22 protein-coding genes and 1 riboswitch are annotated in these 24,947 nt (G+C 60.3%); of the genes, 12 read left to right on the top strand and 10 right to left on the bottom strand.

Going from position 1 to position 24,947, the window contains the following annotated elements; genetic code table 11:
• Window positions 1–121 precede the first annotated feature (121 nt).
• The 10 genes from A3C3_RS0126530 to A3C3_RS0126485 form a co-directional block, all read right to left on the bottom strand.
• Window positions 122–733 (bottom strand): thiamine phosphate synthase, encoded by a 612-nt coding sequence (locus A3C3_RS0126530; protein WP_022717605.1) that lies wholly within the window; start codon window positions 731–733, stop codon window positions 122–124.
• Window positions 730–1,503, bottom strand: coding sequence for a thiazole synthase (locus tag A3C3_RS0126525; RefSeq protein WP_022717604.1), 774 nt, complete (start codon window positions 1,501–1,503; stop codon window positions 730–732). The genes A3C3_RS0126530 and A3C3_RS0126525 overlap by 4 nt, the downstream gene beginning before the upstream one ends.
• Before the next feature lie 3 nt (window positions 1,504–1,506).
• Window positions 1,507–1,704: a sulfur carrier protein ThiS gene (gene thiS / locus A3C3_RS0126520; protein ID WP_022717603.1), complete on the bottom strand. Its 198-nt coding sequence runs from the start codon at window positions 1,702–1,704 to the stop codon at window positions 1,507–1,509.
• A complete protein-coding gene (gene thiO, locus A3C3_RS0126515) occupies window positions 1,701–2,684 on the bottom strand; it encodes a glycine oxidase ThiO (protein ID WP_028740023.1) in 984 nt (327 codons plus the stop codon). The genes thiS and thiO overlap by 4 nt, the downstream gene beginning before the upstream one ends.
• 1 nt (window position 2,685) lies before the next feature.
• On the bottom strand, window positions 2,686–4,512 hold the full coding sequence (gene thiC, locus A3C3_RS0126510) for a phosphomethylpyrimidine synthase ThiC (RefSeq protein ID WP_022717601.1): 1,827 nt from the start codon (window positions 4,510–4,512) through the stop codon (window positions 2,686–2,688).
• Window positions 4,513–4,604: 92 nt separating this feature from the next.
• Window positions 4,605–4,716: riboswitch (TPP riboswitch) on the bottom strand.
• A 63-nt stretch (window positions 4,717–4,779) separates the two neighbouring features.
• A complete protein-coding gene (kduD, locus tag A3C3_RS0126505) occupies window positions 4,780–5,535 on the bottom strand; it encodes a 2-dehydro-3-deoxy-D-gluconate 5-dehydrogenase KduD (RefSeq protein WP_022717600.1) in 756 nt (251 codons plus the stop codon).
• A gap of 4 nt (window positions 5,536–5,539) precedes the next feature.
• On the bottom strand, window positions 5,540–6,376 hold the full coding sequence (gene kduI / locus A3C3_RS0126500; RefSeq protein ID WP_022717599.1) for a 5-dehydro-4-deoxy-D-glucuronate isomerase: 837 nt from the start codon (window positions 6,374–6,376) through the stop codon (window positions 5,540–5,542).
• Window positions 6,373–7,143 (bottom strand): GntR family transcriptional regulator, encoded by a 771-nt coding sequence (locus A3C3_RS0126495; protein ID WP_022717598.1) that lies wholly within the window; start codon window positions 7,141–7,143, stop codon window positions 6,373–6,375. The genes kduI and A3C3_RS0126495 overlap by 4 nt, the downstream gene beginning before the upstream one ends.
• A 195-nt stretch (window positions 7,144–7,338) precedes the next feature.
• Entirely contained in the window at window positions 7,339–9,264 is a 1,926-nt protein-coding gene (locus A3C3_RS0126490) for a DUF5054 domain-containing protein (RefSeq protein WP_022717597.1), read from the bottom strand.
• 11 nt (window positions 9,265–9,275) lie between these two features.
• Window positions 9,276–10,316 carry a LacI family DNA-binding transcriptional regulator gene (locus A3C3_RS0126485; RefSeq protein WP_028740022.1) on the bottom strand — a complete coding sequence of 347 codons (1,041 nt, stop codon included), beginning with the start codon at window positions 10,314–10,316 and terminating at the stop codon, window positions 9,276–9,278.
• A 300-nt stretch (window positions 10,317–10,616) separates the two neighbouring features.
• Here A3C3_RS0126485 and A3C3_RS0126480 point away from each other — a divergent pair, with 300 nt between their 5' ends.
• From A3C3_RS0126480 to A3C3_RS0126425, 12 genes are all read left to right on the top strand, one after another.
• A complete protein-coding gene (locus tag A3C3_RS0126480; RefSeq protein WP_022717595.1) occupies window positions 10,617–11,978 on the top strand; it encodes an extracellular solute-binding protein in 1,362 nt (453 codons plus the stop codon).
• Window positions 11,979–12,055: 77 nt separating this feature from the next.
• On the top strand, window positions 12,056–12,964 hold the full coding sequence (locus A3C3_RS0126475; protein ID WP_022717594.1) for a carbohydrate ABC transporter permease: 909 nt from the start codon (window positions 12,056–12,058) through the stop codon (window positions 12,962–12,964).
• Entirely contained in the window at window positions 12,964–13,794 is an 831-nt protein-coding gene (locus A3C3_RS0126470; protein ID WP_022717593.1) for a carbohydrate ABC transporter permease, read from the top strand. The genes A3C3_RS0126475 and A3C3_RS0126470 overlap by 1 nt, the downstream gene beginning before the upstream one ends.
• A 15-nt stretch (window positions 13,795–13,809) precedes the next feature.
• The gene (locus A3C3_RS0126465; protein WP_022717592.1) at window positions 13,810–14,910 is read left to right on the top strand and encodes an ABC transporter ATP-binding protein; all 1,101 of its coding nucleotides are present in this window, start codon (window positions 13,810–13,812) and stop codon (window positions 14,908–14,910) included.
• Window positions 14,911–14,921: 11 nt separating this feature from the next.
• Window positions 14,922–16,322 carry a CehA/McbA family metallohydrolase gene (locus A3C3_RS0126460; protein ID WP_022717591.1) on the top strand — a complete coding sequence of 467 codons (1,401 nt, stop codon included), beginning with the start codon at window positions 14,922–14,924 and terminating at the stop codon, window positions 16,320–16,322.
• A gap of 155 nt (window positions 16,323–16,477) precedes the next feature.
• The gene (locus A3C3_RS0126455) at window positions 16,478–17,209 is read left to right on the top strand and encodes a FadR/GntR family transcriptional regulator (RefSeq protein WP_028740021.1); all 732 of its coding nucleotides are present in this window, start codon (window positions 16,478–16,480) and stop codon (window positions 17,207–17,209) included.
• Window positions 17,210–17,273: 64 nt separating this feature from the next.
• Window positions 17,274–18,782, top strand: a complete 1,509-nt coding sequence (locus A3C3_RS0126450) for an ABC transporter substrate-binding protein (RefSeq protein ID WP_022717589.1) — start codon at window positions 17,274–17,276, stop codon at window positions 18,780–18,782.
• Window positions 18,783–18,847: 65 nt separating this feature from the next.
• Window positions 18,848–19,795, top strand: coding sequence for an ABC transporter permease (locus A3C3_RS0126445; RefSeq protein ID WP_022717588.1), 948 nt, complete (start codon window positions 18,848–18,850; stop codon window positions 19,793–19,795).
• The gene (locus A3C3_RS0126440) at window positions 19,792–20,664 is read left to right on the top strand and encodes an ABC transporter permease (protein ID WP_022717587.1); all 873 of its coding nucleotides are present in this window, start codon (window positions 19,792–19,794) and stop codon (window positions 20,662–20,664) included. The genes A3C3_RS0126445 and A3C3_RS0126440 overlap by 4 nt, the downstream gene beginning before the upstream one ends.
• 12 nt (window positions 20,665–20,676) lie before the next feature.
• A complete protein-coding gene (locus A3C3_RS0126435; RefSeq protein ID WP_022717586.1) occupies window positions 20,677–22,461 on the top strand; it encodes a gamma-glutamyltransferase family protein in 1,785 nt (594 codons plus the stop codon).
• Window positions 22,462–22,464: 3 nt separating this feature from the next.
• Entirely contained in the window at window positions 22,465–23,220 is a 756-nt protein-coding gene (locus A3C3_RS0126430) for a DUF1028 domain-containing protein (protein ID WP_022717585.1), read from the top strand.
• Between the two features lie 28 nt (window positions 23,221–23,248).
• The coding region (locus A3C3_RS0126425; protein WP_022717584.1) for an ABC transporter ATP-binding protein at window positions 23,249–24,947 on the top strand (1,699 nt) is incomplete at its 3' end.

Here is a 24,947-nt window from a genome sequence, read left to right as displayed (position 1 = left end):
CATCTTCCATTTCCGTGTGAGACGGGAACCTTGTCTTGTGAGCACGGCAGACAGTGGCTTTCGGTCGGGCAGACGTCATGTGCGTTTCTCGCGGCCTTGGTAGTCCTCCCGATCATGACATCTATGGGCTTCTCCATCTGGCGGTGGCCTTTAGCCACTGCCTGGTTCTTGCCTCTGGATCGCTGTTCAGCGTGATGTCGGTCACAACGGCCGCGCTGTCTGCGCCATGGGCAAAGACGCCGTCGATGCGATCGACATTCAGCCCGCCGATGGCGACAAGCGGCAGGCCGGCGATGCGTGTTTTCCATTCGCTGAGCCGTTCCAGCCCTTGCGGCGCCCATTTCATCTGCTTCAGGATCGTCGCATAGATGGGGCCGAGCGCGACATAGTCCGGCTTTGCCGCGAGCGCTGCCTCCAGCTCGGCACCGTCATGGGTCGAGAGCCCGAGCTTCAGACCGGCCTCACGGATCGCGGGAAGATCTGCTCCGGCCAGATCCTCCTGTCCCAGATGGAGGAAATCGCATCCCTCCTCGATCGCCAGTTGCCAGTGGTCGTTGATGATCAGCTGGCATCCATTTGCGGAGCAGATCGTCTTTGCGTTGCGGATATCAGCACGGATTTCTGCCTCCGTCCGGTCCTTGATGCGCAGTTGAACCAGCTTGACGCCGAGCGGGACCAAGCGGCCGATCCACTCTGCACTGTCGACAATCAGATAGAAAGGGTCGAGCCTCATGCAAAGACCGCCCTACCGATCACCGGTGTCGAGGGCACGGCCATCTCGCGCGGCTCCAGCATACCCGCACCGAATGCCTGATGGCCGGCCTTAATCGCCCTGGCGAAAGCCTCGGCCATGGAGACGGGATCGCCGGCGCCCGCCACAGCGGTGTTGAGAAGAACCGCATCGAAGCCGAGTTCCATGACGGTAGCTGCATGCGAGGGCCTGCCGATGCCGGCGTCGACGATCAGCGGCACTTCGGGAAAATGCCCGCGGATCGCCCGAAGGGCAGAGAGATTGAGCGGCCCGGCGGCACTGCCGATCGGCGCGCACCAGGGCATCAAAACCTTGCACCCCGCTTCCAGCAAGCGTTCCGCCACGACAAGATCATCGGTCGTATAGGGGAAGACTTCGAAGCCCTCACCCGAGAGGATACGCGCGGCTTCAACCAGCCCAAAAACATCGGGCTGCAGCGTATCGTGATTGCCGATCACCTCAAGCTTGATCCAGTTGGTCTGAAACACCTCGCGCGCCATCTTCGCCGTCAGCACCGCTTCGGAGACGCCATGGCAGCCGGCCGTATTGGGCAGCACACGTACGCCGAGCGACCGGATCATGTCGAAGAACGCACCACCGTTCCGGCCGCCGGCGGTTTCACGGCGCAAGGAGACGGTGACGATCGCAGTCTGAGATCGCTGGACGGCTTCAGCCAAGATTGCCGGTGAGGGATAGCGAGCCGTTCCCAGAAGAAGGCGCGACGCAATTTCGGCTCCATAAAGCTTCAGCATGGTTCAACCTCCCTGCATCGGCGTCAGGATTTCTATCCGGTCATTCTCGTCAAGCGCATGGTCAGCCCGATCCTCCCGGTGGACGAGCTCGCCGTTGACGGCGGTCGCGAGCCACTCGCCTTCGTAGTCCATCAGCCTCAGTAGCTCGGAAAGCGTGTTGGCACAGATATTCTGAGCTTCGCCATTGATAATCAGTCTCATGAAACCATTCCTTCTCGTTGGCTTCCTTGTTGGAGTTTGCCGAATACTAGCTCCGCAGCTTCGGCCGCCATTGCCGGTGCCAGCAAAAAACCGTGACGATACAAGCCGTTGACGAATACTGTGTTTGCGTCGCGGACGGCGCGGGGAAAGTTGTCGGCGAAGGCGGGGCGGATTCCGGCCCCGGTCTCGACGACGGTTGCGTCCGCAAAGGCCGGATGAAGCGCGTAGGCTGCGTTCAGCAGTTCCATCAACGAGCGTGCCGAAACCGGCCCGTCGAAATCGGTTTCGATCATCGTGGCACCGACCATGAAAAGCCCGTCGCCGCGGGGGACGATGTAGAGCGGGATGCGCGGATGCAGCAGGCGAACCGGGCGGGCAAGGTCCACCTCCCAGGTCTTGAGATAGAGCATCTCGCCGCGAACGCCGCGCAGCCCGCCGGCCTTGCCAATCTGCGCCGCACCCGTGCAGTCGACACAGTCGTCGAAGCTGCCCTCGTCGGCATCTCGAAAGAACGACACGCCCTGCGTTGCAAGCCTCCACCGCAGCCTTGCGAGCGTCCGGCGGGGATCAAGATGGGCTTCGCGCGGAAAGAACACGCCTTGCCGGAAGCGCCCGGCAAGGGCGGGTTCCAGCCCAGCAATGGCCTTCCCATCGAGCCATTCACAACCGGTCGTGCGGCTGGCGAAGCGTTGCAGTTCACCAAGATCGCGGGCCGGCGCGACCACGAGCGTGCCATTGCGTCGCACTTCTCCCGGCACCATCACCTCCCACCGGTCGGCGGCATCGAGGCCCTGTGAAAGCACAGCCTCGCCAGCACTTTCCCGCTCGCACCAGGGCGCCAGCATCCCACCGGCAAACCAGGATGCGGCACCCCTGAAACCCTCATTCGGATCCACGACCGTCACATCTGCACCGCGGGCGTGAAGCGCATGGGCAACCGCGAGGCCGGCAACGCCGGCCCCTTTGACAAGCACGCGCATCTCAGTCGCCCGAGCGCTGAAGCGCATCGAGTGGAACGTAGAGATCGCCACCCTCGCGGAATTTTGCCGCCATCGCATCCAAGCCCTCCTTCTGCGCCTCGGCGCGGATGTCGTGCGAAATTCGCATGGAGCAGAATTTCGGGCCGCACATCGAGCAGAAATGCGCGACCTTGTGCGCCTCTTTCGGCAGCGTTTCGTCATGGAAGCTGCGGGCTGTTTCCGGATCCAGCGAGAGATTGAACTGATCCTCCCAGCGGAACTCGAAGCGGGCGCGCGACAGCGCGTCGTCGCGAAGACGCGCGGCCGGATGTCCCTTGGCGAGGTCGGCGGCATGCGCTGCGATTTTGTAGGTGATGACCCCGGTCTTGACATCATTCCGATCGGGCAGCCCCAGATGCTCCTTTGGCGTGACATAGCAAAGCATGGCCGTCCCGAACCAACCGATCATCGCAGCCCCTATGCCTGAGGTGATATGGTCGTAGCCGGGTGCGATATCCGTCGTCAGGGGCCCGAGCGTGTAAAAGGGCGCCTCGCCGCAGACGGCAAGCTGCTTGTCCATGTTTTCCTTGATCTTGTGCATCGGAACATGGCCTGGCCCTTCGATCATCACCTGGCAGTCCTTCGCCCAGGCAATCTTCGTCAGTTCGCCAAGGGTTTCGAGCTCGGCGAACTGCGCTGCGTCATTGGCATCGGCAATCGAGCCCGGCCGCAGGCCGTCGCCGAGCGAGAAGGACACATCATAGGCGCGGCAGATATCGCAGATCTCTTCGAAATGCTCGTAAAGAAAGCTCTCACGGTGGTGATGCAGACACCACTTCGCCATGATGGAGCCGCCGCGCGAGACGATGCCGGTCACCCGGTTGACGGTCAGCGGAATGTAGTGGAGCCGCACGCCGGCATGAATGGTGAAATAGTCGACACCCTGTTCCGCCTGTTCGATCAGCGTGTCACGATAAACCTCCCATGTCAGGTTCTCGGCAATGCCTTCGACCTTCTCCAACGCCTGGTAGAGCGGCACGGTGCCGATCGGCAATGGCGAATTGCGGATGATCCATTCGCGGATATTGTGGATATTGCGGCCGGTCGAAAGGTCCATGACCGTATCGGCACCCCAGCGAGCCGCCCAAACCATCTTTTCGACCTCTTCGGCCATCGACGAGGTGACGGCGGAATTGCCGATATTGGCGTTGATCTTGACCAGGAAGTTGCGGCCGATGATCATCGGTTCGGCCTCGGGATGATTGATGTTGGCGGGGATGATCGCGCGGCCTGCGGCAACTTCCTGCCGAACGAATTCAGGTGTGACATAGTCGGGGATATGGGCACCGAAGCTTTCGCCGTCGCGCACCATGGCCTCGCCTTGTGCCTTTCGGCCGAGATTTTCGCGGATGGCGATGAATTCCATTTCCGGCGTGATGATGCCGGCACGCGCATAGGCAAGCTGGGTGACGGCCTTGCCGTTCTTGGCCCGCAGCGGCGGGCGCTGGCCGGGAAATTCGGGCGTCAACCGCTCACCGCTGGCAAAACCATTGTCTTCCGGGCGCACGTGGCGACCCTCATAGGCCTCGACGTCGCCGCGGGCCAGCACCCAGTCGCGCCGAAGCCGAGGCAAGCCCTCTTCGATGCGAATATCGGCCCCCTCGACCGTGTATGGGCCGGACGAATCATAGACGGTGACTGGCGGCTCGCCTGCGGTCGGATGAACGCTGATTTCGCGCATAGGCACGCGAATGCCGGGATGGATATCGCCCGCAACATAGACTTTGCGGGATGCCGGCAACGGGCCGGTGGTAACGGTCGGGGTGATGGTCTTTGCGGCAATATTCATGGTTTGAGGCTCCAAGTTGTGATTGGAGACCCAGTCCTCAGCCGGAATGATGGAAAGACGCCGGCATGGATTCCACGCGTGAATTCCAGGCCTTTCGAGCGCTCGCACCGTCCCTACGCCAGTATGAACTGGATCAGGTTCAACGGGTCACTGCGCGCGACAGCAGTATCTCAGCCCCTTGCCGGGACCCCCCTGGTGAATGTTCAAAGGTTAAGGTCGGGTGTCGCCGGTGTCAAGACGAGCCGCTCACGTCACCCTCCTTTGCAGTCAGCGTGCCAGCCACCCGCCGTCGACCGGCAGGACGGTGCCGTGGACGTAGTCGGACGCCGATGAGGCGAGAAACACCGCCGCACCGCCGAGTTCGGCGGGCACGCCCCACCGCCCTGCCGGGATGCGTGCCAGAATGGCGGTACTACGGTCCGGATCTTCGCGGAGCGCCGTCGTGTTGTTGGTGACAAAGTAGCCGGGCGCGATGGCGTTGACATTGACGCCTTTGCCTGCCCATTCGCAGGCAAGCAGCCTCGTGACGCCGGCAAGGCCGCTCTTCGAGGCCGTATAGGACGGAATCCGGATGCCGCCTTGGAAGGACAGCAGCGAGGCGATGTTGATAATCTTGCCCCTGCCCTTTTCGATCATGTGGCGGCCAGCGGCCTGAGATAGGAAGAAGGCCGTTTTGAGATTGGTGTCGATGACGGCGTCCCAGTCTTCCTCGGTGAAGTCGATCGCATCGGCGCGGCGAATGATACCGGCATTGTTGACGAGGATGTCGAGTGCACCGAAGGCCGAGAGCGTTTCGGCGACGATACGCTTTACCGGCGCGATCGTGCCAAGATCAGCCTTGATGGCATGGAAGCGCGCGCCAGCCTCCGTGACCATCGCCTCGGTTTCATCCATGGACGAGCGGCCGACGGCGGCAATCGAGGCACCTGCTTGCGCAAGCGCCATCGCAATGCCCTGCCCTATGCCAGTATTGGCGCCGGTGACGATGGCCACGCGGCCGGAAAGATCAAATGGGTTTGCCATGGACTTACCTTAGATCTGCGATCGCGATCTGATCCATGTCGGTGAAGCTCTTGTTGTCACCGGCCATCGCCCAGATGAAGCTGTAATTCTTGGTGCCAGCACCCGAATGGATCGACCACGGAGGCGAGATGATCGCCTGCTCGTTTGCGACCAGCATGTGCCGGGTCTCCTGCGGTTCGCCCATGAAATGGAAGATGCGCTGATCGGCATCGAGATCGAAGTATAGGTAGGCTTCCATGCGCCGGTCATGGATGTGGCTCGGCATGGTGTTCCAGATGCTGCCCGGCTCCAGCATCGTCAGGCCCATGGTAAGCTGGCAGGATTGGCACACCTCGGGATGGATGAACTGGAAGATTGATCGCTTGTTGGCAGTTGCCGCTTCGCCAAACGTTAGATGCCGAGCCTGTTCGCGCGTCAAGAGCACTGTCGGATGCGGTTGATGTGCCGGCGTCGAAACGAGGTAGAACTTGGCGGGGTTACCGGCATCAGCACTTTCGAAGCGGATGTCCACCGCGCCCTTGCCGATATATAGGCAATCGTATTTGGCGATATCGTACGCCTTGCCGTCGATCAGGACGCGGCCTGCTCCCCCGATGTTCAGCGCACCGAGCTCGCGTTCGGCAAGGAAGGTTTCCTGGCCGATTGCCTTTGGCGCCGTCAACGTGAGTGCGGCGCCGAGTGGCATTGCGCCACCGACCACCATGCGGTCGTAATGCGAATAGGTAAGCCTGATTTCGCCACCTTCGAAGACGGTGTCGACAAGAAAGTGGCGTCGCAGTGTGTCGGTGTCGTAGGCGCGGACGGCCTCGGGATGGGAAGCGTGTCTTACGTCGACTTTCATTGAAAATGTCCTTTCTTTTCAGAGCATACCATTGGTTTTTTCGCATCCTCGATAAAGTAATTCGGGTCCCAGATTTCGGCCCTTTCGACCTCGTGCAGAAGTCTGCCGAGATGGAGGTCCATGGCCTCGACGGCGCCCTTCTTGTCGCCCTTGCGCATACAGCAGATGACGGTCGAATGCTCCTCGATGACGCGGGTAAGACGGCCATCCTGCGGCAACGTCAGGAGGCGGTAACGGTCGCTGTGCACCTTGACCTGCTCGATGATTGCCCAGATGCCGGAAAAGCCGGCGATATCGCTGATCAGTTTGTGGAAGTCGATATCAAGCTGGTGGAATGCCGTCACATCGCCATTTTGAAGGCAGGCGCCAAGATCGTCGAGATTGCGATCGAGCAGACGGATGCCGGCGGGCGTCATCTTGTCGACGGCATGGCCGACGGTGGTTATCTCGAGGGCTTTGCGCACAAGGATGGCTTCATAGAGCGCGCGGCGCGGAATGCGCGAGACGAACGTGCCGGATTGGGGAAAGATATCAACGAGGCCATCGTCGGAAAGACGTAAGATCGCCTCGCGGATCGGCGTTCGGCTGACGCCGAAGTGCGCCTCCAACTCCTTCTCGCTCAACAAGTCCATCGGCTTGCGCCGAAGCGAGAGGATGTCATCGCGCAAAACATCGTAGACTAGGGTTGCGGCGCGAGGAGCTGTGGCACGCTGGTGGGAAAGTTGGGTTACGCCCGCCAAGGAGCGCTTCTTGCGCGCTTCGCTCATTGGCCACGTGTATTGTCAAATCGCAGTTTGAAAGATCGACTGCCTTGCACCGTTTGCCCTCCCGCAGGCCTTCGGCGGAAGTAGTATATTAGTATCCGACCCCGGGCAAACAGAAAATCGCTCGATGAAAAGCGGCTAGAGAGGACCGAGTGAAAGCGGCAAATATGCGCAACCAGGAGGCTGGAGGCTGGCTTCTTAGGTGACACTGAGTCGGTAGCGCGCCGAAAAGTCGCCTTCCCACCACATGGGAAAGTTCGTGCCCCATTTATTGTTGTGCAGGTTGAAGCGCACGCCGTCGGCAAAGTCAGGCAACGCTTTGCAGAAAGTCATAAAATCCCAGTTTTGCGGTGCGACGAGCGGCGTGTCGAATGGTTCGATGGACAGCACAGTCCCATTCATGTCGCCACGAACGCCGCTAACAGCCTGGAGTTGAGCGCCGCCGCTTCGAGCAATATCGCCGCTTTTGTGCCAGAGCCCCATCTTGAGCAAGCTCCATTCGGACTTTGCTTCGGGCGTGAAGGAAAGAAAGCTTGCCTCCGGCATGCGGTTCGCCGCTTTTGAATGCATCGTCAGCCGAAACTCAAGACCATCGCCGTGCGGTAAAAATTGCAGCATAACATGCTCCGGCGCGCCGTATCGGCTAACCGCTTCATCGGGCATCGCAAGCAGCACCCCTGCTCGACCAGCGCCCTTCAAGGCAGGCATGTAGGTTCTCGACAGCGCAGCACCGGACCTGGCAAGCCCCGGCTTGTCGTGATCGAGGATCGCCCATTCCTGACGATGCGTAAGATATGTATCCATATGCCGGCCGACATCGCTGGCGTCATAGCTCTCGTAGCGATAGGCAATCAGCGATCCGCTGCGACCGGCAATCTTCCTGCCGGAAGGCACCGTAAGAGCGGAAATGTCGCCGGTTACAGGATCAAGATCAATGGCCCAACCGCCGGCCGAAAGGCGCTGCTGGCGCTCGCCCGCCGGGATCATGACGGGCGCGGAAAGCTCGGTTAGAGCGGCCTTTGCGGCGCTGGCATCGGCGCCATCCAGCTGCCGTACGGCTTCATCAAGATAGGAGCGCTGCTCATTCCAGGAGGCTTCCGTATAGGCAAACCGGTAGTCGCTCGCCCGGGCTGTTTCGAAATCCTCACGGGACCAGGCCTGGTCGTCTCGGAGATAGGATTTGATGTCGACGCCACAGGTATGTTCCGCAACCAAAGTAAGCTTGCGGCCGAATGCGAGCCGGGCGGAATTCAGGCCCTCAACTGCAAAGCGGTCATAGAGCCGCTGCAACGCGAGAAACTGTGCGGTTTTCTGCGGATCGCTGGCAATGCCGTGAATCCAGCTGTCACCGAGCTCGAGCTCCATGCGGGGAAAGCGTTCGCGTTCTTCCCAAAGAAGCGCCCCGTAGTCTTCGAGCGTCGCTGCACGGATGATCGCATCGGGATCACGCTGGTGCATCTGCCGGTAGACGTCGGCTGTCTGCGCCACGCTTTGCGGGCCGATATTATCGCTCGTGTGCGCAAAGCCCAAACCCTCGGAAACACCGTCCGGGAAGTATGTTTCGCCATAGGAACGCTGATACATCACAACGATCTCTTCGCCGCCCGGCGCGCGCCAGCGAAAGATATCAGGCACCTGCGGCGGCGGCGAAGCAGTATTGACGCCGAGATGCAGGAAACGAATGCCGGCTTCGGCAAGCAGCGGCACCATGCCGAGCGTGTGTCCCGGTACGTCCGTCATCTTCGCTGCAATTGTCTTCTTGCCGAAACGCCGATCCAATTCCTGCGAGTAGGAAAGACCGGCCCGGAAAAGGTCGGGCGACATCAACTCCGTATGCGTGGTGAATGGCAGGCCGTGCCAACGGATGAGACCGCGTTCGATTGCCCGCTCCAGTTTCGCCACCTCTTCCGGCCGGCACGAATTCAGATGGTCCCAAATCAACCAGGCACCGGTGGTCCAGATGAACTTCGGATCACCTGGATCTTCCGCGTAAAAGTGCTCGCCCGTCTCGATCGCCTGGGGAATGAAGCGCTCGTGATACTGGCGGCGGACCTTTTGCGCATGGTCGGTGAAACCGATGTCGAGATGAGTCTTGAAGACCAGATGCACACGCTTTTGTGTCATGAACGTTCCATTCAGCCCACCGTGCTGCGCACGACGAGACGGGTGCTCAGCGTCTCGATCAAGGGTCCGGCGTCGGGTGCCTTGAGCCGCCTGAGGATCAGCCGGACGAGCGCCCGGACCCGATCTGGCAGATCGATCCGGACGGTCGTGAGATTGTAGCTCTTCCAATGCGACTGCGGGATGTCGTCGAAGCCGACGATCTTGACGTCGCCCGGCACCGACAAGGAAAGCTCGTGACGCAGCGCATCGATTGCGCCGAACGCGCCGACGTCGTTGGAGGCAAAGATGGCATCGGCTCCATCGCCGACACGGAAGAGGCCTACCGTCGCGCGATAGGCAGTATCGTAGGTGTAGTCGCCAGGTACGAGGATCGGCGGCGCCATGCCGCGCCCTACAAGAACCTGCGTGATGATGCGTTCACGCTCGGTATTGGCTAGCGATTGCGGCTTTCCGCCAAGATAGGCAACGCGGCGGGCGCCATAGCCCTGCAGCAACGCAACGGCCTGCTCGATGCCCTCTTTCTGCCCCACGACCAACCGGTCGTAGAGGCTGGCGGACGGCTTTCCGCCAAACTCTTCTGCATCATCATAAATGATGTAGATCGGCACTGCGCGATCGAGAAATCCGGAAAGCACGTCCGGCTCCACATTCTCCGTAAAGGCAATGACCGAATCCGGATTGAAACCGCGCATATAGGTGAGCAAGGTCTGGTCCATGCTCAGATCGGCTTTCGCCTTAAAAAGCAAAGTGGCAAAACCCTCCGCTTGCAAGGCCGTCGTCAATGCATCGATTTCCTGGCTTTCCCAGGGACTGCACACGTCGGGCACGATCATGCCGACAAGATGCGATCGTCTCGTGACGAGCGAACGCGCCGCCATATCCGGCGTATAGTTCAACTCCCGAGCAATCTGCAGAATACGGTCGCGCTTTTCCGGCTTCAAAGATGCATTTGGGTTGAACGCGCGCGAAACGGCAACCCGCGAAACATTGGCTTCGCGCGCTACCAGATCAGCGGTCGCACGTGCCGTTTTTCTGTCGCTGCGTTCACTCATGAAAGACATTTGGTGTTGGAATTGAAAACGTGTTCATTCATCGTGCACTTGAGAGTGGCAAAACGTCAAGCACGAATAATGCAGTTTTCGTGGGAACGCGCAGCTCTGCTGTTTTGTCCTGCTTTCATCCATCGAATATTCCAGCGCGCGCAACCCGCAGTGTTGACAAAAATGAAAGCGTGTTCATTCTGATGACTGGATGAGGTGGACGTGGCTCGGAGGAGGATCCGGTCCGTTCCGATGCACCGAACCCAAAAGCGCCTGGTCTACAACCGGACCAAATTCTAGGGAGGAATTGCAATGCGCAAGGGCATACAGTCTTTATTGCTTGGCGTTTCGGCGGCAGCTGCCCTGTCGGGCTCTGCCATAGCCACCGACCTCGACATCACCTGCCGCTGCGTCGTCGGCGGCGTGAACAGCGGTACGGCCGAATGGATTCAAAAGAAAATCATCCCGGCCTTCACCGAAAAGATGAAGGCGCAAGGCAAGGACGTTACGGTCAAGCTGACCCAATTCGGCGGCGAAGATGAACAGTTGACGCAGCAACTGGCGCTCGACTTCTCGACCGGCGCCGGTCCGGACGTTTCAGCTTTCGACGGCTTCCTCATTCCGAGCTTCGTTCAGGGCGGACTCTTAAAGCCGCTTGAAGAAATAGCAGGTCCGGACGTCGCCAGTTGGGATGGCTGGAGCCATATCGCCGATGGCACCAAGGCTCTGATGAGCTACCAGGGCAAGCCTTACGGAATTGCACTCGGCACCGATGCACGCATGATCTTTGTGCGCAGGGATCTCTTCCAGAAGGCCGGTCTTGATGCAGATAGCTGGCAACCGAAATCCTGGGGCGAACTGCTTGACGCTGCGCGCAAGATCAAGGCTGCCGATCCAGATTCCTTTCCACTGCAGCTGAATGCTGGCGTTTCCATGGGCGAAGCAACGACCATGCAAGGTTATTGGATGGCGCTTCTTGGCACCGGCGAGCAGGTCACCGACGAAAATGGAAAGTACATCGTCGCCAGCCAAGGCATTCTCGATACGCTGAGGCTTTACAAGACCATCTATGTCGACGACAAACTTGGCGATCAGCGCGCCCAGCTCTTGGCAGACGGCCGCAATCGTACTTTTGCAAATTTCCGCGACGGCAAGACGGCGATGCTCGTCGAAGGAGACTGGTTCTACCGCTCGGTGACGGCACCGGGGGCCGAATTTACCGTCGCCGACCGCGACAAGGTCATGACCTGGAAGAAGATGCCGGCCGCACAGCCGGGCAAGGGCCTGCGCGGCCAGGATTTCGTCACCATCTCCGGCGGAACGGGCTTCGTCATCAACCCGCATACGGATGCGCCGAAGGAGTCCTGGGACCTGCTCTCCTTCATGAACAGTCAGGAGCAGTTGACAGCGTTCCAGGAGATCCAGCCGGCGATCCGTATCCGTGACGACGTCGCAATCCCGAACTCGCCGTTCCTGACGGAAACGGCAAAAACGCTGCTGCCGATCACGACGGCGCGTCCCAACGACGCCAATTACAATAAGGTGTCCACGGAGATCCAGCGCATGACGGAAAGCGTCGTCTCCGGCGAAATGTCGCCTGAAGACGCGATGGCCCAGTACAAGGCCGCCATTGTCGCCATCGTCGGCGAAGAAAACACCGTCAGCCGTCTCTGACCGGCCGGAACTGGACCCGGCCGGATTTACGGCCGGGTCCAATCAAGCGAACGCAAACCGTCATCGGGTTTTCAAGCATGAAGAAGTTCTCCCTGCTTTCCACGCGCGCGGGCGCAGTTTTTTTGGCACCCGCCGCCGCACTGGTTGGCGTCTTCGTCATCATCCCCTTCTTCTGGGTAATCTTCGTTTCCTTCACGAACCGGACGCTGCTCGGACGAACGGCGCTCGATCCGGAATTCGTCGGTTTGCAGAACTACGTCGCGCTTTTTAATCCGGCGACCTTCTTCACACGCGGCCAGTTCGGCTTTTCATTGGTCCTGACAATTCAGTTCGTGTTGCTGTCGGCACTCGTCGGCCAGGCGCTGCTCGGCCTCGTGCTTGCCTGGCTCAGCCAGTCTGTCCCAGCGTCCGTCAAAGCCTTTCTGCAGACAACCGTGATTGCGGCCTGGATCCTTCCGGAAGTGGTGATCGGTTTTGCCTGGTTTGCCTTCCTCGACTATGACAATGGTACGCTGAACATGATCATGCGCAGTCTCGGCTTGCTGCCGGGAGACTGGCTGCTGCAGCAGCCATTCTGGGTGATCGTTTTCTTCAACACGTGGCGCGGCGCCGCCTTCTCGATGATGCTTTTCAACTCGGCTTTCCAATCGATCCCGCCAAGCTATTTCCAGGCCGCCGATGTCGCCGGCGCAACCTCCTGGCAGAAGCTGCGCGATATCGCCCTGCCGCTGATCCGCGGCCATGTTGTTACCGACCTCATCCTGATTACCATGTGGACTTTCAACGTCTTCACGCCCTTCCTGCTGACAAACGGCGGGCCATCCTACCGCACCGAAATTCTCTCCATCTATACCTACCGGATCGCCTTCAAGGATTTCGAATTCGGCAAGGGTGCCGCCGTAGGCGTCGTGATCATGCTCATCAATCTGGTATTCGCACTCGCTTATCTGCGTATCGCCCGCAAGAAGACGGCGGAGGCCGAGTGATGCAGATATCGCGCGCAGTCTATGTGCAGCGCTTGGGCTTTTCGGCTGTTGCCGCGCTGCTCGGGGCCATTTTCGCGCTGCCGCTCGTCTGGTTCGCCTTTGCGCCCTTCAACGCGCGCGCCGAGCTCGGCCTTGCCATCCCCAGGCCGTTCACGCTGGCGAATTTCGCAACCGTCTTCCAAAACAGCTTCGCCATGCAGGCGCTGTTCAACAGTCTCGTCCAGGCCTTCGGCGGCGTCGTCTTCGTCGGCGCTGCGGCAACGCTCGCAGCCTATGCGCTGTCCCGCTCCTCAGTCCCGGGCAAGGGCGCGGTCACATATATCCTGCTACTCTTTTCTTCCGTGGTGTCCGGCTCGGCGGCAATGGTGCCGATCTTCCTGATCGTATCGGCGGCGGGTCTCATCGACACGCACCTTGCTGTCATCCTTGTCTTTGCGGGCGGGCTGCTGCCGACAGCGATGTTCATCCTGCGTGATTTCATCGACGCAATCCCACGTTCTTACGAAGAGAGCGCCATGGTCGCCGGCGCATCGCCGCTTCAGGCCTTCTTCGACGTGGCGTTGCCCGTCATCCGGCCCGGGATTGTCGTGGTCGTCGTCTGGGCCTTCGTGAATATCTGGGGCAGCTTTCTCATCCCCTTCATCTTGCTGCGGAGCGACAGTCTGATGCCCGCCTCCGTGGCGATCTACTCGTTTTATTCCGAAGCCGGCACGCCGATTGTCACATTGCTTGCCGCCTATTCTCTTCTCTATTCGCTGCCGGTCATCGTGCTCTACCTCTTCGTAAACTGGAAGTTCGGCTTCCGGTTCTTCGGTGGCATCAAGTCGTAATCGGAAATCAGTCTCATGGCCTCTGTCGAATTCCAGAACGTTTCCAAGAGCTTCGGCGCCTTCAACGCCGTGCCAGACATCAGTTTTTCGATCGCCGACGGAGAATTCGTATGCCTGCTCGGACCTTCAGGCTGCGGCAAGACCACCAGCTTGCGAATGATCGCCGGCCTGGAAACGCCGACCTCCGGCAAGGTGCTGATCGGCGGCAAGGACGTCACCTTTCTTCACCCAAAGGACCGGAAGATTTCGATGGTCTTCCAGGACTATGCCCTTTATCCGCACATGAACCTTGCCGACAACATCGCCTATCCCTTGAAGGTCCGCGGCGAGGCGGAAGACAAGCGTCATGCGCGGGCCAAGGAAGTCGCCGACGTGCTTAAGATCGGCGATCTCCTCAAGCGCTTGCCGAGCCAGATTTCCGGTGGGCAACAGCAGCGCACCTCGCTTGCCCGAGCTCTCGTCTATCCAAGCCAGGTCTATCTTTTCGACGAGCCGCTCTCGAACCTCGATGCCAAGCTCCGCCTCGAGGCCCGCGGCTTCCTCAATCATCTGCAGCGCGACATGGGCATGACGGCCGTCTACGTCACCCACGATCAGGCCGAGGCCATGGCGCTTGCGACCCGCATTGCGGTCATGGACAAGGGGCGTATCGTGCAATTTGCCCCGCCGATCGAAATCTACCGCCGCCCGGCAACCACTTTTGTCGCGAATTTCGTCGGCAATCCGCCAATGAACCTCGTTCCGGTCGAAGCCATGGTCGCAGAAGACAGGCTAAAGCTTCGCGCCGAAGGGCTGACAGTTGATGGCCTTGCGGTCTCCGCGGCCATCGCACGTGCGGCAGACGCAAAAACGATGACGCTGGGCATCCGCCCCGAGCATCTGCGCATCGCACGCCCGGGCGATGCGAATGTCATTTCCGGCATGCTCTTTGCGAATGAAAACATGGGGCCGGAAAGCCTGGTGACCATGGAGCGACAGGACTCAGGGCGCGTGACGGCCCGCATCTTCACCGACGACGAAATCAAGGTCGACAACCGCGTGGCGCTTTCCTTCGATACAGCGAATGTGACACTTTTCGACGCCACCGGTGCACGCATTCCCGTCATTGGCGAGTAGGCAGACATCGAATGCGCGAAATCGCCGTCCATGTGTCCCGCGCCGATCAGGTTGACAACCCCTATTTCTACGTAGCCTTCGACGTTCCCGTAGGGACGACGCGGATCGACGTGGCAATGCGTTATGCCAAGGCCGAGAATTGCATTGTCGACCTCGGCCTGCTTGATCCGCGCGCCACCGACTATCCATCGACCGCCGGCTTCAGAGGCTGGAGCGGTGGAGCGCGCGATCGCTTCTTCGTTGCGACGGACGATGCCACACCCGGCTATCTCCATGGCGAGATGCCAGCGGGCCGCTGGCAGGTGATGCTCGGCCTTTACAAGGTTCCGGCAGAAGGTGCCGATGTCTTCCTCACGATCGATTGCGACAGGGCGAAGCGTAAACTGGAACCGCCTCCATCCCGCACGTTCCCGGTGCGCAAGGGCGCCGGCTGGCATCGTGGCGATCTTCATTGCCATACCTACCATTCCGATGCCGCCGGCTCCCCGGAACTACTGCATGAAGCAGCAAAACAGGCCGGCCTCGATTTCCTTGCGATCGCCGACCACAACACGATTGCCCAGCGGCGCTATTTTCATCCGAATTCCTCAGCCGGTCTCGTCTTCGTTCGCGCCATGGAAGTGACGACCGGCGCCGGCCACGCCAATGTCTTCGGCGTCGACGACTGGATCGATTTCCGCATGACGAAGCCAGGGGACGCCCATACACTTGCGCGTCTGGTGCATGAACGCGGGGGCCTCCTGTCCATCAACCATGACAAGCCGACGATCCCTTGGGACTACGAGCTTCCGGAGACCGATTGCATGGAGGTCTGGCAATCCAACTGGATGGCTTGGAACTGGATATCGCTCGAACGCTATCAGCAGCGCCTTTCTTCCGGCCTGAAGATTTCCGCTATCGGCGGCAGCGATTTCCACCAGCCCGCACGCCTGATGCCGGAGGGTCCGCTTGCCCTTGCCCGCCCGACGACCGTCCTTTGGCTTGAAGAACTCTCCGAAGAGGCAATCCTTGCCGCCATGAAGGCAGGCCGCGGTTACATTACGGAAAGTCCATCCGGCCCCCACCTGGCTCTTACAGTCAACGGCAAGCCGATGGGCGAAACAGCGTCCGGTCCGGTTTTTGCCAAAGCCGAAGTGGGTGGCGCAAAAGGCGATCGCCTCGTGTTTCTGGACGCCACCGGCGTGCTTGTCGATCAGCCGATTGAGGACGATGCGTGGACGGGCCGCTTTTCCGGTATGCCGAAGACTTTTCTGCGCGCCGAAGTCATCGCCGAGGCGAGCCGCGCACGGCTTTTGTCGGAATTCAAAGCGGCGATATCCGGCAGGAGCCTGCCATGGCAGCTTCACGGTTCCGATATCCGCAGCCAGCCGATCCGCCGCGCGCTCAGCAATCCCGTCTATATAGAAGCCTGATGGGCACCATACGCCCAGCGCAGGACCACCCAAATACCGTGCAAGGCAAGCCAAATCGCTCAAACTTTGTGCATTGCAGAATCTGCCCAAAAATTCGCTTGACGCGTCGGCCAATTTGGTCTGGATTGAACCAATAATCAATTGGTACGGACCATTTGCCAATGGACGAAGCCGCCGGGAACTCAAACCTTGCACTGGACAAGCTCCGGACGCTGCTCCGTTCGGACGGACTGTATGCGGACGGCAAGCTGCCGACGGAGCGCGCGCTTTCGCAAACCTTTGGCGTTAGCCGCCGCGCGGTGCGCCGTGCATTGGAGGTCCTGGAAGCCGAGGGGTTAATCTGGCGGCGTCAGGGCTCGGGCACCTTTGCCGGGCGACGTCCCGATGGCTGGAGCGAACATGTCGGTTCGATCGTCGCCGGGACCGACCTGATGGAAGTCATGGAAGTGCGTTTGCGCATTGAGCCGCAGCTGGCCCAGCTTGCCGCCATGCGCGCCAAGGCCGCCGATATCGAGCGCATGTATGAGCTCGTCAAGAAGATCTACGAAAGCACCGATGCCGACGGCCGCGAACTCTGGGATGGCGCACTGCACCGGCAGATCGCCCAGTGCGCCGGCAACCAACTTTTCCTGGCGATCTTTGATGTCATCAACAGGGTGCGTCAGGACGAGGCCTGGCAGACGATCCGCGAGCGCGCCCGCAGCGCCAGCAAGACGCGCACGGTCACTTACAGCCAGCATACCGCAATCGTCGAGGCGATTGCTGCCCGCGACCCTGCCAAGGCGGGTGAAGCCATGCGCCAACATCTCTTGACGCTCCAGGAAAGCCTGATCCGCATTACCTCGCTAGACCACCACGAACCGAAGACCAAACAAGAACTCGCCTAAGCGAGCCAGACGCAGAGAGGCAGTTACCGCCCTCATGAAGCAAAGAACAACAGAGGAGTATGGCATGACGATCGCCAGATTCGTGACGACCCTTCTTGCGGGCGCGCTGATTGCGCTACCTGCTTTCGCTGCCGAACTAAAAATCGGTCTGCAGGATGATGCCGACGTGCTTGACCCCGCACAGTCACGCACCTTCGTGGGCCGCATCGTCTACACCGCAATGTGCGACAAGCTGGTCGATGTTACACCCGACCTGAAAATCGTGCCGCAGCTTGCGACCGAGTGGAACTGGTCCGGCGACGGCAAGCTGCTGACCATGAAGCTGCGCGTGGGCGTAAAATTCCATGACGACACGCCGCTTGATGCCGAAGCCGTCGTCACCACGATTGAGCGCAACATGACGTTGCCTGAATCGCGCCGCAAGAGCGAGCTCGCCTCTGTTGAAAAAGTTGAAGCAGTCGCACCCTATGAAGTGAAATTCACGCTGAAGAGCCCGGACGTGACCTTGCTTGCCCAGCTTTCAGACAGAGCCGGCATGATTGTCTCGCCAAAGGCGGCAAAGGAGCTCGGCGCGAATTTCGGCAATCAGCCGGTCTGTGGGGGTCCCTTCAAGTTCGTCGAACGCGTACAGCAGGACCGCATCGTGCTCGAGAAGTTCAAGGATTACTGGAACAAGGACAATGTCTTCATCGACAAGGTCACCTACCTGCCGATCCCTGATACGACCGTGCGCCTTGCCAACCTTCGTTCTGGCGACCTCGACATGATAGAGCGACTGGCCGCCACCGACGCAGCTTCGGTCAAGGAGGATGCGAGCCTGACCTATGCGGACGTGGTCAATATCGGCTACATGGCGCTCTATGCGAACATCTCCAACGGCCCGCGGGCCGACAATCCGTTCGGCAAGGACAAGCGATTGCGGCAGGCCTTTTCGCTTGCGATCGACCGCGAGGCGCTGAACCAGATCGTCTACGAAGGCACTGCTGTGGGCGGCAATCAGCCGTTCCCGCCCAATAGCCCATGGTTCGACAAGGACATTCCAGTTCCTGTCCGCGATCTCGACAAGGCGAAAGCGCTCGTGAAGGAAGCCGGCTTCGATCGCGTGCCCGTAGAAATGCAGATCCCAAACAACCCGGTCGCGGCGCAGATGATGCAGATCGTCCAGTCGATGGTCGCCGAGGCGGGGTTCGACGTCAGTCTGAAATCGACGGAGTTTGCGACCCTTCTGTCCGAGCAGACGGCAGGCAACTACCAGCTCAGCCGCTCCGACTGGTCCGGCCGCGTCGATCCCGACGGTAACATCCACCAGTTCATCACCTGCAAGGGCGGAATCAACGATACCAAATATTGCAACCCTGAAGTCGACAAGCTGCTGAATGAGGCCCGTGCCTCGACCGACGATGCCGTGCGCAAGCAGAAGTATGACGCCGTCGCAGCAATTCTCAACGAGGACCTGCCGATCATCTATCTCGGCCACCAGTCCTGGATCTGGGCGCTGCATAAAAACATTACCGGCTTCGTCCCCTCGCCGGACGGCATGATCCGCCTCGCCGGCGTGAAGAAAGCCGGCTGATCCGAACAGACCCGCATGGCGGACCAGTATCCGCCATGCTCCCGGTGCCGTGTCAGGACCTGCTCATGTACGCCTACATTGCCAAGCGGCTTCTGGTCGCCATTCCGACGCTACTGATCATCTCGATCTTCGTCTTCTCGTTGCAGAAGCTTTTGCCGGGCGACCCCATTCTCGCCATGGCAGGCGAGGAGCGCGATCCGCAGGTGATCGAATACCTGCGCGAAAAATACCGGCTGAACGACCCGGTACCCTATCAGTATGTCTCGTGGCTCGGCTCAGTTCTGAAGGGCGATCTTGGCATATCGCTGCGTACCAACCAGCCGGTTGTGGAACTTGTGGCCGAAAAGCTGCCGGTGACCATCCAGCTCGCGATCATGTCGATGATTTTCGCTTTCGCCATCGGCGTGCCGATGGGGATTTTAGCCGCGGTCAAGAAGAATACGGCCTTCGACTACCTCGCAAATCTCATCGCACTTTCAGGTCTCTCGATCCCGAATTTCTGGCTCGGCATCATGCTGATCCTGCTGGTCTCGGTGAAGCTCGGCTGGCTTCCCGCTTCCGGTTACGAACCCTTCTTCAGCAACCCGCTACGCTCAATTGAAACGATGTTGATGCCATCCTTTGTGCTTGGCAACGCACTCGCCGCCACGCTCATGCGTCACACCCGCTCTGCGATGTTGAGCGTGCTCAGCGCCGATTACGTCCGCACCGCCCGGGCGAAGGGGCTTTCCGAGCGCTCCATCGTGCTTGAGCACAGCTTTCGCAACGCCGTCCTGCCGATCGTCACGCTGAGTGCACTGCTCTTCGGCGAATTGCTTGCAGGTGCGGTCTTGACCGAACAGATCTTCACCATTCCCGGCTTTGGCAAACTCATCGTCGATGCCGTCTTCAACCGCGACTACGCGGTCGTCCAGGGCGTCGTGCTTTGCACTGCAATCGGCTTCATTCTGATGAACCTGTTAGCTGACATCGTCTATGTCCTTCTCAACCCGCGAATGAGGGCCGCCCTATGACTGCTCTCGACCAGATCACCATTGCAACTGATCAGCGCCCGCCGAGCCGAGCCTGGCGCAAGCTGAAGGCGAACAAGGGGGCGATCGCAGGCCTCGGGATCATCGCCTTCTTCGCCATTCTCGCGACAGCAGCGCCGCTATTGCCGATCCCGGACCCCAACGCGACCAGCTGGTCTGCGATCCGCAAGGCGCCGTCAGCCGCCCACTGGCTTGGAACCGATGACATTGGCCGTGATATCCTCTCCCGCATGGTCTGGGGCGCACAGGCCTCGCTGATGGCGGGTGTCTTTTCGGTGGCGATTGCGGTTGTGATCGGCGTGCCGTTCGGCCTCATCTCCGGCTATTTTGGCGGGTGGACGGACCAGATCATCTCACGCGTCACCGAAGCCTTCCTCGCCATGCCGTTCCTGATTACCGCGATCGCACTTGCGGCGTTCCTCGGCCCAAGCCTGACGAATGCGATGATCGCCATTGGTCTTTCGGCCATGCCGATTTTCGTTCGGCTGACCCGCGGCCAGGTGCTTGCCGTCAAGACGGAGGAATATGTTGAGGGCGCACGTTCCATCGGGCTTAGACACTTTAGCATCATCAGCCGCTATATCCTGCCGAATGTCTTTGCGCCGATCCTCGTGCAGGCGACGCTGACGATCGCGACAGCAATCATCGCCGAAGCGAGCCTTTCCTTTTTGGGCCTCGGTCAGCAGCCGCCTGCCCCCAGCTGGGGCTCGATGCTCAACGTTGCCAAGAATTTCCTGTCCCAGGCTCCCTGGATGGCGATGTGGCCGGGTGCGGGAATCTTCCTCGTCGTGATCGGCTTTAACCTTCTCGGCGACGGCCTGCGCGATGCGCTCGACCCGCGCGAAGCATGAAAGGATTCTGAAATGACCACGTTCACCACCCGTCCTGAGATTTTGGGCACCTTCGGCGTCGTCACATCAACCCATTGGATCGCCTCCGCCGTTGGCATGAGCATACTCGAAAAAGGCGGAAACGCGTTTGATGCAGCGGTCGCCACCGGCTTCGTGCTGCAGGTCCTCGAACCGCATCTTTGCGGTCCGGGCGGCGACATGCCTGCGATCTTCTATTCGAAGAAGAAGGACAAGGTCGAAGTCATCTGTGCGCAAGGGCCGGCCCCGGCCGGCGCCACAATCGAGCACTATACATCTGAAGGTCTGAGCCTCATCCCCGGCAACGGCCTGCTTGCGACCGTCATTCCCGGCTCTTTCGATGGGTGGATGCTGATGCTTCGAGACTATGGGCGCCTGACCGTCCGCGACATCCTCGAACCGGCAATTCATTATGCCGAGCACGGTCACCCTGTCCTTGAGCGCGTGTCTGCGACAATCTCCGGCCTTGCATCTTTTTTCGAAAGGGAGTGGCCGACCTCGCACGAGACCTGGCTGCCCGGCGGTTCGGTCCCGGTGCCGCATTCGAACTTCAAGAACCCGGTGCTTGCCGAAACCTGGAAGCGCGTCATCGCAGAAGCCGAAGCAAAAAAAGGCCGTGAGGCGCAAGTCGAAGCTGCGCGCGATGCGTTCTATCGCGGTTTCGTTGCCGAAGCGATTGACAGATATGCTGGCTCGACAGAGGTGATGGATGCAAGCGGCAGTCGGCACAAGGGCGTCATCAGCGCAAACGACATGGCAAAATGGTCGGCTGCGATCGAAGAGCCGCTGATCTATCATTATCACGACTGGACGGTCGCAAAGATCGGCCCATGGGGCCAGGGCCCGGTGTTTTTGCAGACGCTCTCGCTTCTGAAGGAGATCGACATCGCCGGAATGGACCCGGCCGGCGCCGAATTCGTCCACACGCTCACCGAGGCGATGAAACTCGCCTTTGCCGACCGTGAAATCTACTATGGCGACCCGAAATTCGCGGAAATCCCGATCGAGCATCTGCTGTCGGATGCTTACGCGGACGCGCGCCGGAAGCTGATAACCTCCGAGGCATCGCTTGAATTGCGCCCCGGGCGCATTCCGGGCTTCGAAGCCCAATACGACCTCACCATGGACATGCTCAACGCCACCTCGAAGACGGGCGCCGTCTACGAGCCGACCATGGCGCATCTTTCCGAAAAGCGCGGCGACACCGTCCACATCGATGTGATCGACCGCGAGGGCAACATGGTTTCCGTCACGCCGTCAGGCGGTTGGCTGCAGTCCTCACCGATCGTGCCAGGCCTCGGCTTCTGCCTGAATTCGCGCGCGCAGATGTTCTGGCTGAAGCCCGGCCTGCCGGCGTCGCTTGCGCCAGGCAAGCGTCCACGTACGACGCTGACGCCATCCTTAGCTCTCTACGAAGGTCGGCCCACGCTCGCCTTCGGCACGCCCGGCGGCGACCAGCAAGAGCAATGGCAGCTCTCCTTCTTCATGCGCTATGTGCATCACAAGATGAACCTGCAGGCCGCAATCGATCAGCCTCTCTTCCACACCTCGCATTTCCCGGGCTCCTTTTATCCACGTACCCGCGAGCCGGGCAGCCTGATGGCGGAGGCGAATTTCGGCACTGAGGTTCTCGATGCATTGCGCAGGAAAGGTCATAATCTGACGGTCGCCGACCCATGGACCGTCGGCCGCCTTACCGCTGCGCGCCGCGACGCCGATGGCCTGATGCGGGCAGCCGCAACACCGCGCCTGATGCAGGCCTATGCTGTCGGGAGATAAGCCATGACCTGGTCGATCGTTGCCCGCGACCCTGAAACCGGCCACCTGGGCATTGCCGTTGCCAGCCGCTTCTTCGCCGTGGGCGGCCTTGTCCCGCATATTCGCGGCCGAATCGGCGCGGTTGCGACGCAGGCTTTCGTCAGCCCGCTTTACGGCATCGACGGGCTTGTCGCACTTGCGTCAGGACAGGCTCCGGCGGATATTCTGCGTGAACTGACCGCCCGCGACGAAGGCCGCGATCATCGGCAGTTCCATTTAATCGACGCCAAGGGGCGGAGTGCAGCATTTACGGGCGCCCGATGTATCGACTGGGCAGGCCACCTTACTGGGGAGGACATATCCGTCGCCGGAAATATGCTGGGCGGACCGCAGGTGCTCGAAAAGACGCTCGCCGTCTATCGCAAGACGTCCCGGCTGCCGCTCGCCGAGCGGCTGATCGAGGCCATGCAGGCCGGCGAAGATGCAGGCGGAGACAAGCGCGGCAGGCAATCGGCGGCCCTGCTCGTTTATCGCGATCAGGATTACGCCTGGCTCAATATCCGCGTCGACGACCATGCCGATCCGCTTTGCGAACTTCGCCGCCTCTATGCCGTCGCCCAGGAGCGCTATCTGCATGTCGCCGAGACGATGGCGACGCGTCAAAACCCGAGCGGATTGATCGACCGCCGCGTGATCGACGAAAAGATCGCTGCCCTTGAAGCTGCACGTATCGCCGAAGGGCGCGCGTCGGCCTCCTTTGCAACGCCGCTCAAGCTTTGAAACGCGAACAATCAAGCAGGGAAACGAAATGGGTGAAGCCGCAAAACCCGTGCTCTCGGTCAAGGGCCTGACGACGTCGTTCCTCCTCGATGGCCAGTGGAAGCCGGTGGTCCGCAACATCGCCTTCGATGTGATGCCAGGTGAAACGGTGGCCATCGTGGGCGAAAGCGGCTCCGGCAAGAGCGTCACATCGCTCTCGATCATGCGACTGCTGGCCAGGAACCAGAGTCGCATCGACGGCAAGATCGTCCTGAACGGCAAGGATATCCTTGCACTTTCCGACAGGCAGATGCGCCGCGTGCGCGGCAACGACGCCGCAATGATCTTCCAGGAGCCGATGACGAGCCTCAATCCGATTTTCACGATCGGCCGGCAGATTTCCGAAGCGCTCACGTGTCACGGCGACATGACCCGGTCCGAGGCGCGGGGTGAAACGATCCGCCTTCTGGAAAAGGTCCGTATCCCGAATGCTTCCTCGCGCTTCGATGAATATCCTCACCAGTTTTCCGGCGGCATGCGCCAGCGGGTGATGATCGCCATGGCGCTTGCCTCCAGGCCGAAACTTCTGATTGCCGACGAGCCGACGACGGCGCTCGACGTGACGATCCAAGGCCAGATTCTCGATCTCATTAAACTGCTGCAGGAAGAGGAAGGCATGTCCGTTCTCTTCATCACCCATGACATGGGCGTCGTCGCCGAAGTTTCGGACCGGACGATCGTGATGTATCGCGGCGAGGCCGTCGAGACAGGCTCGACCAGTGATATCTTCCTCCGCGGCAAGCACCCTTATACGCGCGCGCTGCTTTCCGCCGTGCCGCGACTCGGTTCAATGGCCGAACAAAAATGGCCGCTCCGGTTTCCTGTTGTCGATACCGCGACTGGCGAGCGGAGCGAGCCGGCAGCAGTGGCCGATACGGTCGTCAGCAAGACGCCGGTCCTCGAGGTCAAGAACCTCACCACGCGATTTGCTGTTCGCGGCGGGCTTTTCGGCGCAAAGACCGGCGCCGTCCATGCGGTCGAGAATGTCTCCTTCGATCTCTTTCAGGGCGAGACCCTGTCGCTTGTCGGCGAATCCGGTTGCGGCAAATCGACCACGGGCCGCTCCATCACCCGCCTCGTCGAACCGAACGCGGGAAAGGTCATCCTTGACGGCTATGATGTGACAACCCTTGATTCATCGAGCCTGCGCCGCATGCGGCGCAGCATCCAGATGATTTTTCAAGATCCGTTTGCAAGCCTCAATCCGCGGATGACTGTGGGGACAGCGGTCGCAGAGCCAATCATCGAGCACGGCCTCGCCAGCCGCGTCGAGGCGCGCAACAAGGCTGCCGACCTTCTGGAAAAGGTCGGTCTTTCAGCCGATATGGCGTCGCGCTTTCCGCACGAGTTCTCCGGCGGTCAGCGTCAGCGCATCTGCATTGCCCGGGCGCTGGCGCTCGATCCGAAGGTGATCGTCGCCGATGAAAGCGTCTCGGCGCTCGACGTCTCGATCAAGGCGCAGGTCATCAATCTGATGCTGGACCTGCAGCAGAGCCTCAACCTCGCCTTCCTGTTCATCTCGCATGACATGGCCGTCGTCGAACGCGTCAGCCACCGTGTTGCGGTCATGTATCTCGGTGAGATCGTCGAGATCGGCCCGCGTGCTGCCATCTTCGGCAACCCGCAGCACCCTTATACGAAGACGCTGATGGCGGCCGTTCCCGTGCCCGATCCGGATCGCCGGCGCG

The organism is Rhizobium mongolense USDA 1844, from assembly GCF_000419765.1.
GTDB classification, from domain to species: domain Bacteria; phylum Pseudomonadota; class Alphaproteobacteria; order Rhizobiales; family Rhizobiaceae; genus Rhizobium; species Rhizobium mongolense.
The sequence above is the reverse complement of the archived record's forward strand: the minus strand, read 5'-3'. Positions and strand labels throughout refer to the sequence as shown.

Bases quoted from the DNA above. Each gene is read 5' to 3' on its own strand.
- A3C3_RS0126445 (WP_022717588.1), top strand. From the start codon at position 18,848: ATGTACGCCTACATTGCCAAGCGGCTTCTGGTCGCCATTCCGACGCTA.
- kduI (WP_022717599.1), bottom strand. From the start codon at position 6,376: ATGAAAGTCGACGTAAGACACGCTTCCCATCCCGAGGCCGTCCGCGCC.
- A3C3_RS0126495 (WP_022717598.1), bottom strand. From the start codon at position 7,143: ATGAGCGAAGCGCGCAAGAAGCGCTCCTTGGCGGGCGTAACCCAACTT.
- A3C3_RS0126465 (WP_022717592.1), top strand. From the start codon at position 13,810: ATGGCCTCTGTCGAATTCCAGAACGTTTCCAAGAGCTTCGGCGCCTTC.
- A3C3_RS0126440 (WP_022717587.1), top strand. From the start codon at position 19,792: ATGACTGCTCTCGACCAGATCACCATTGCAACTGATCAGCGCCCGCCG.
- A3C3_RS0126490 (WP_022717597.1), bottom strand. From the start codon at position 9,264: ATGACACAAAAGCGTGTGCATCTGGTCTTCAAGACTCATCTCGACATC.
- thiS (WP_022717603.1), bottom strand. From the start codon at position 1,704: ATGAGACTGATTATCAATGGCGAAGCTCAGAATATCTGTGCCAACACG.
- A3C3_RS0126475 (WP_022717594.1), top strand. From the start codon at position 12,056: ATGAAGAAGTTCTCCCTGCTTTCCACGCGCGCGGGCGCAGTTTTTTTG.
- A3C3_RS0126485 (WP_028740022.1), bottom strand. From the start codon at position 10,316: ATGAGTGAACGCAGCGACAGAAAAACGGCACGTGCGACCGCTGATCTG.
- A3C3_RS0126460 (WP_022717591.1), top strand. From the start codon at position 14,922: ATGCGCGAAATCGCCGTCCATGTGTCCCGCGCCGATCAGGTTGACAAC.
- thiO (WP_028740023.1), bottom strand. From the start codon at position 2,684: ATGCGCGTGCTTGTCAAAGGGGCCGGCGTTGCCGGCCTCGCGGTTGCC.
- A3C3_RS0126435 (WP_022717586.1), top strand. From the start codon at position 20,677: ATGACCACGTTCACCACCCGTCCTGAGATTTTGGGCACCTTCGGCGTC.
- A3C3_RS0126480 (WP_022717595.1), top strand. From the start codon at position 10,617: ATGCGCAAGGGCATACAGTCTTTATTGCTTGGCGTTTCGGCGGCAGCT.
- kduD (WP_022717600.1), bottom strand. From the start codon at position 5,535: ATGGCAAACCCATTTGATCTTTCCGGCCGCGTGGCCATCGTCACCGGC.
- A3C3_RS0126430 (WP_022717585.1), top strand. From the start codon at position 22,465: ATGACCTGGTCGATCGTTGCCCGCGACCCTGAAACCGGCCACCTGGGC.
- A3C3_RS0126450 (WP_022717589.1), top strand. From the start codon at position 17,274: ATGACGATCGCCAGATTCGTGACGACCCTTCTTGCGGGCGCGCTGATT.
- A3C3_RS0126470 (WP_022717593.1), top strand. From the start codon at position 12,964: ATGCAGATATCGCGCGCAGTCTATGTGCAGCGCTTGGGCTTTTCGGCT.
- thiC (WP_022717601.1), bottom strand. From the start codon at position 4,512: ATGAATATTGCCGCAAAGACCATCACCCCGACCGTTACCACCGGCCCG.
- A3C3_RS0126525 (WP_022717604.1), bottom strand. From the start codon at position 1,503: ATGCTGAAGCTTTATGGAGCCGAAATTGCGTCGCGCCTTCTTCTGGGA.
- A3C3_RS0126530 (WP_022717605.1), bottom strand. From the start codon at position 733: ATGAGGCTCGACCCTTTCTATCTGATTGTCGACAGTGCAGAGTGGATC.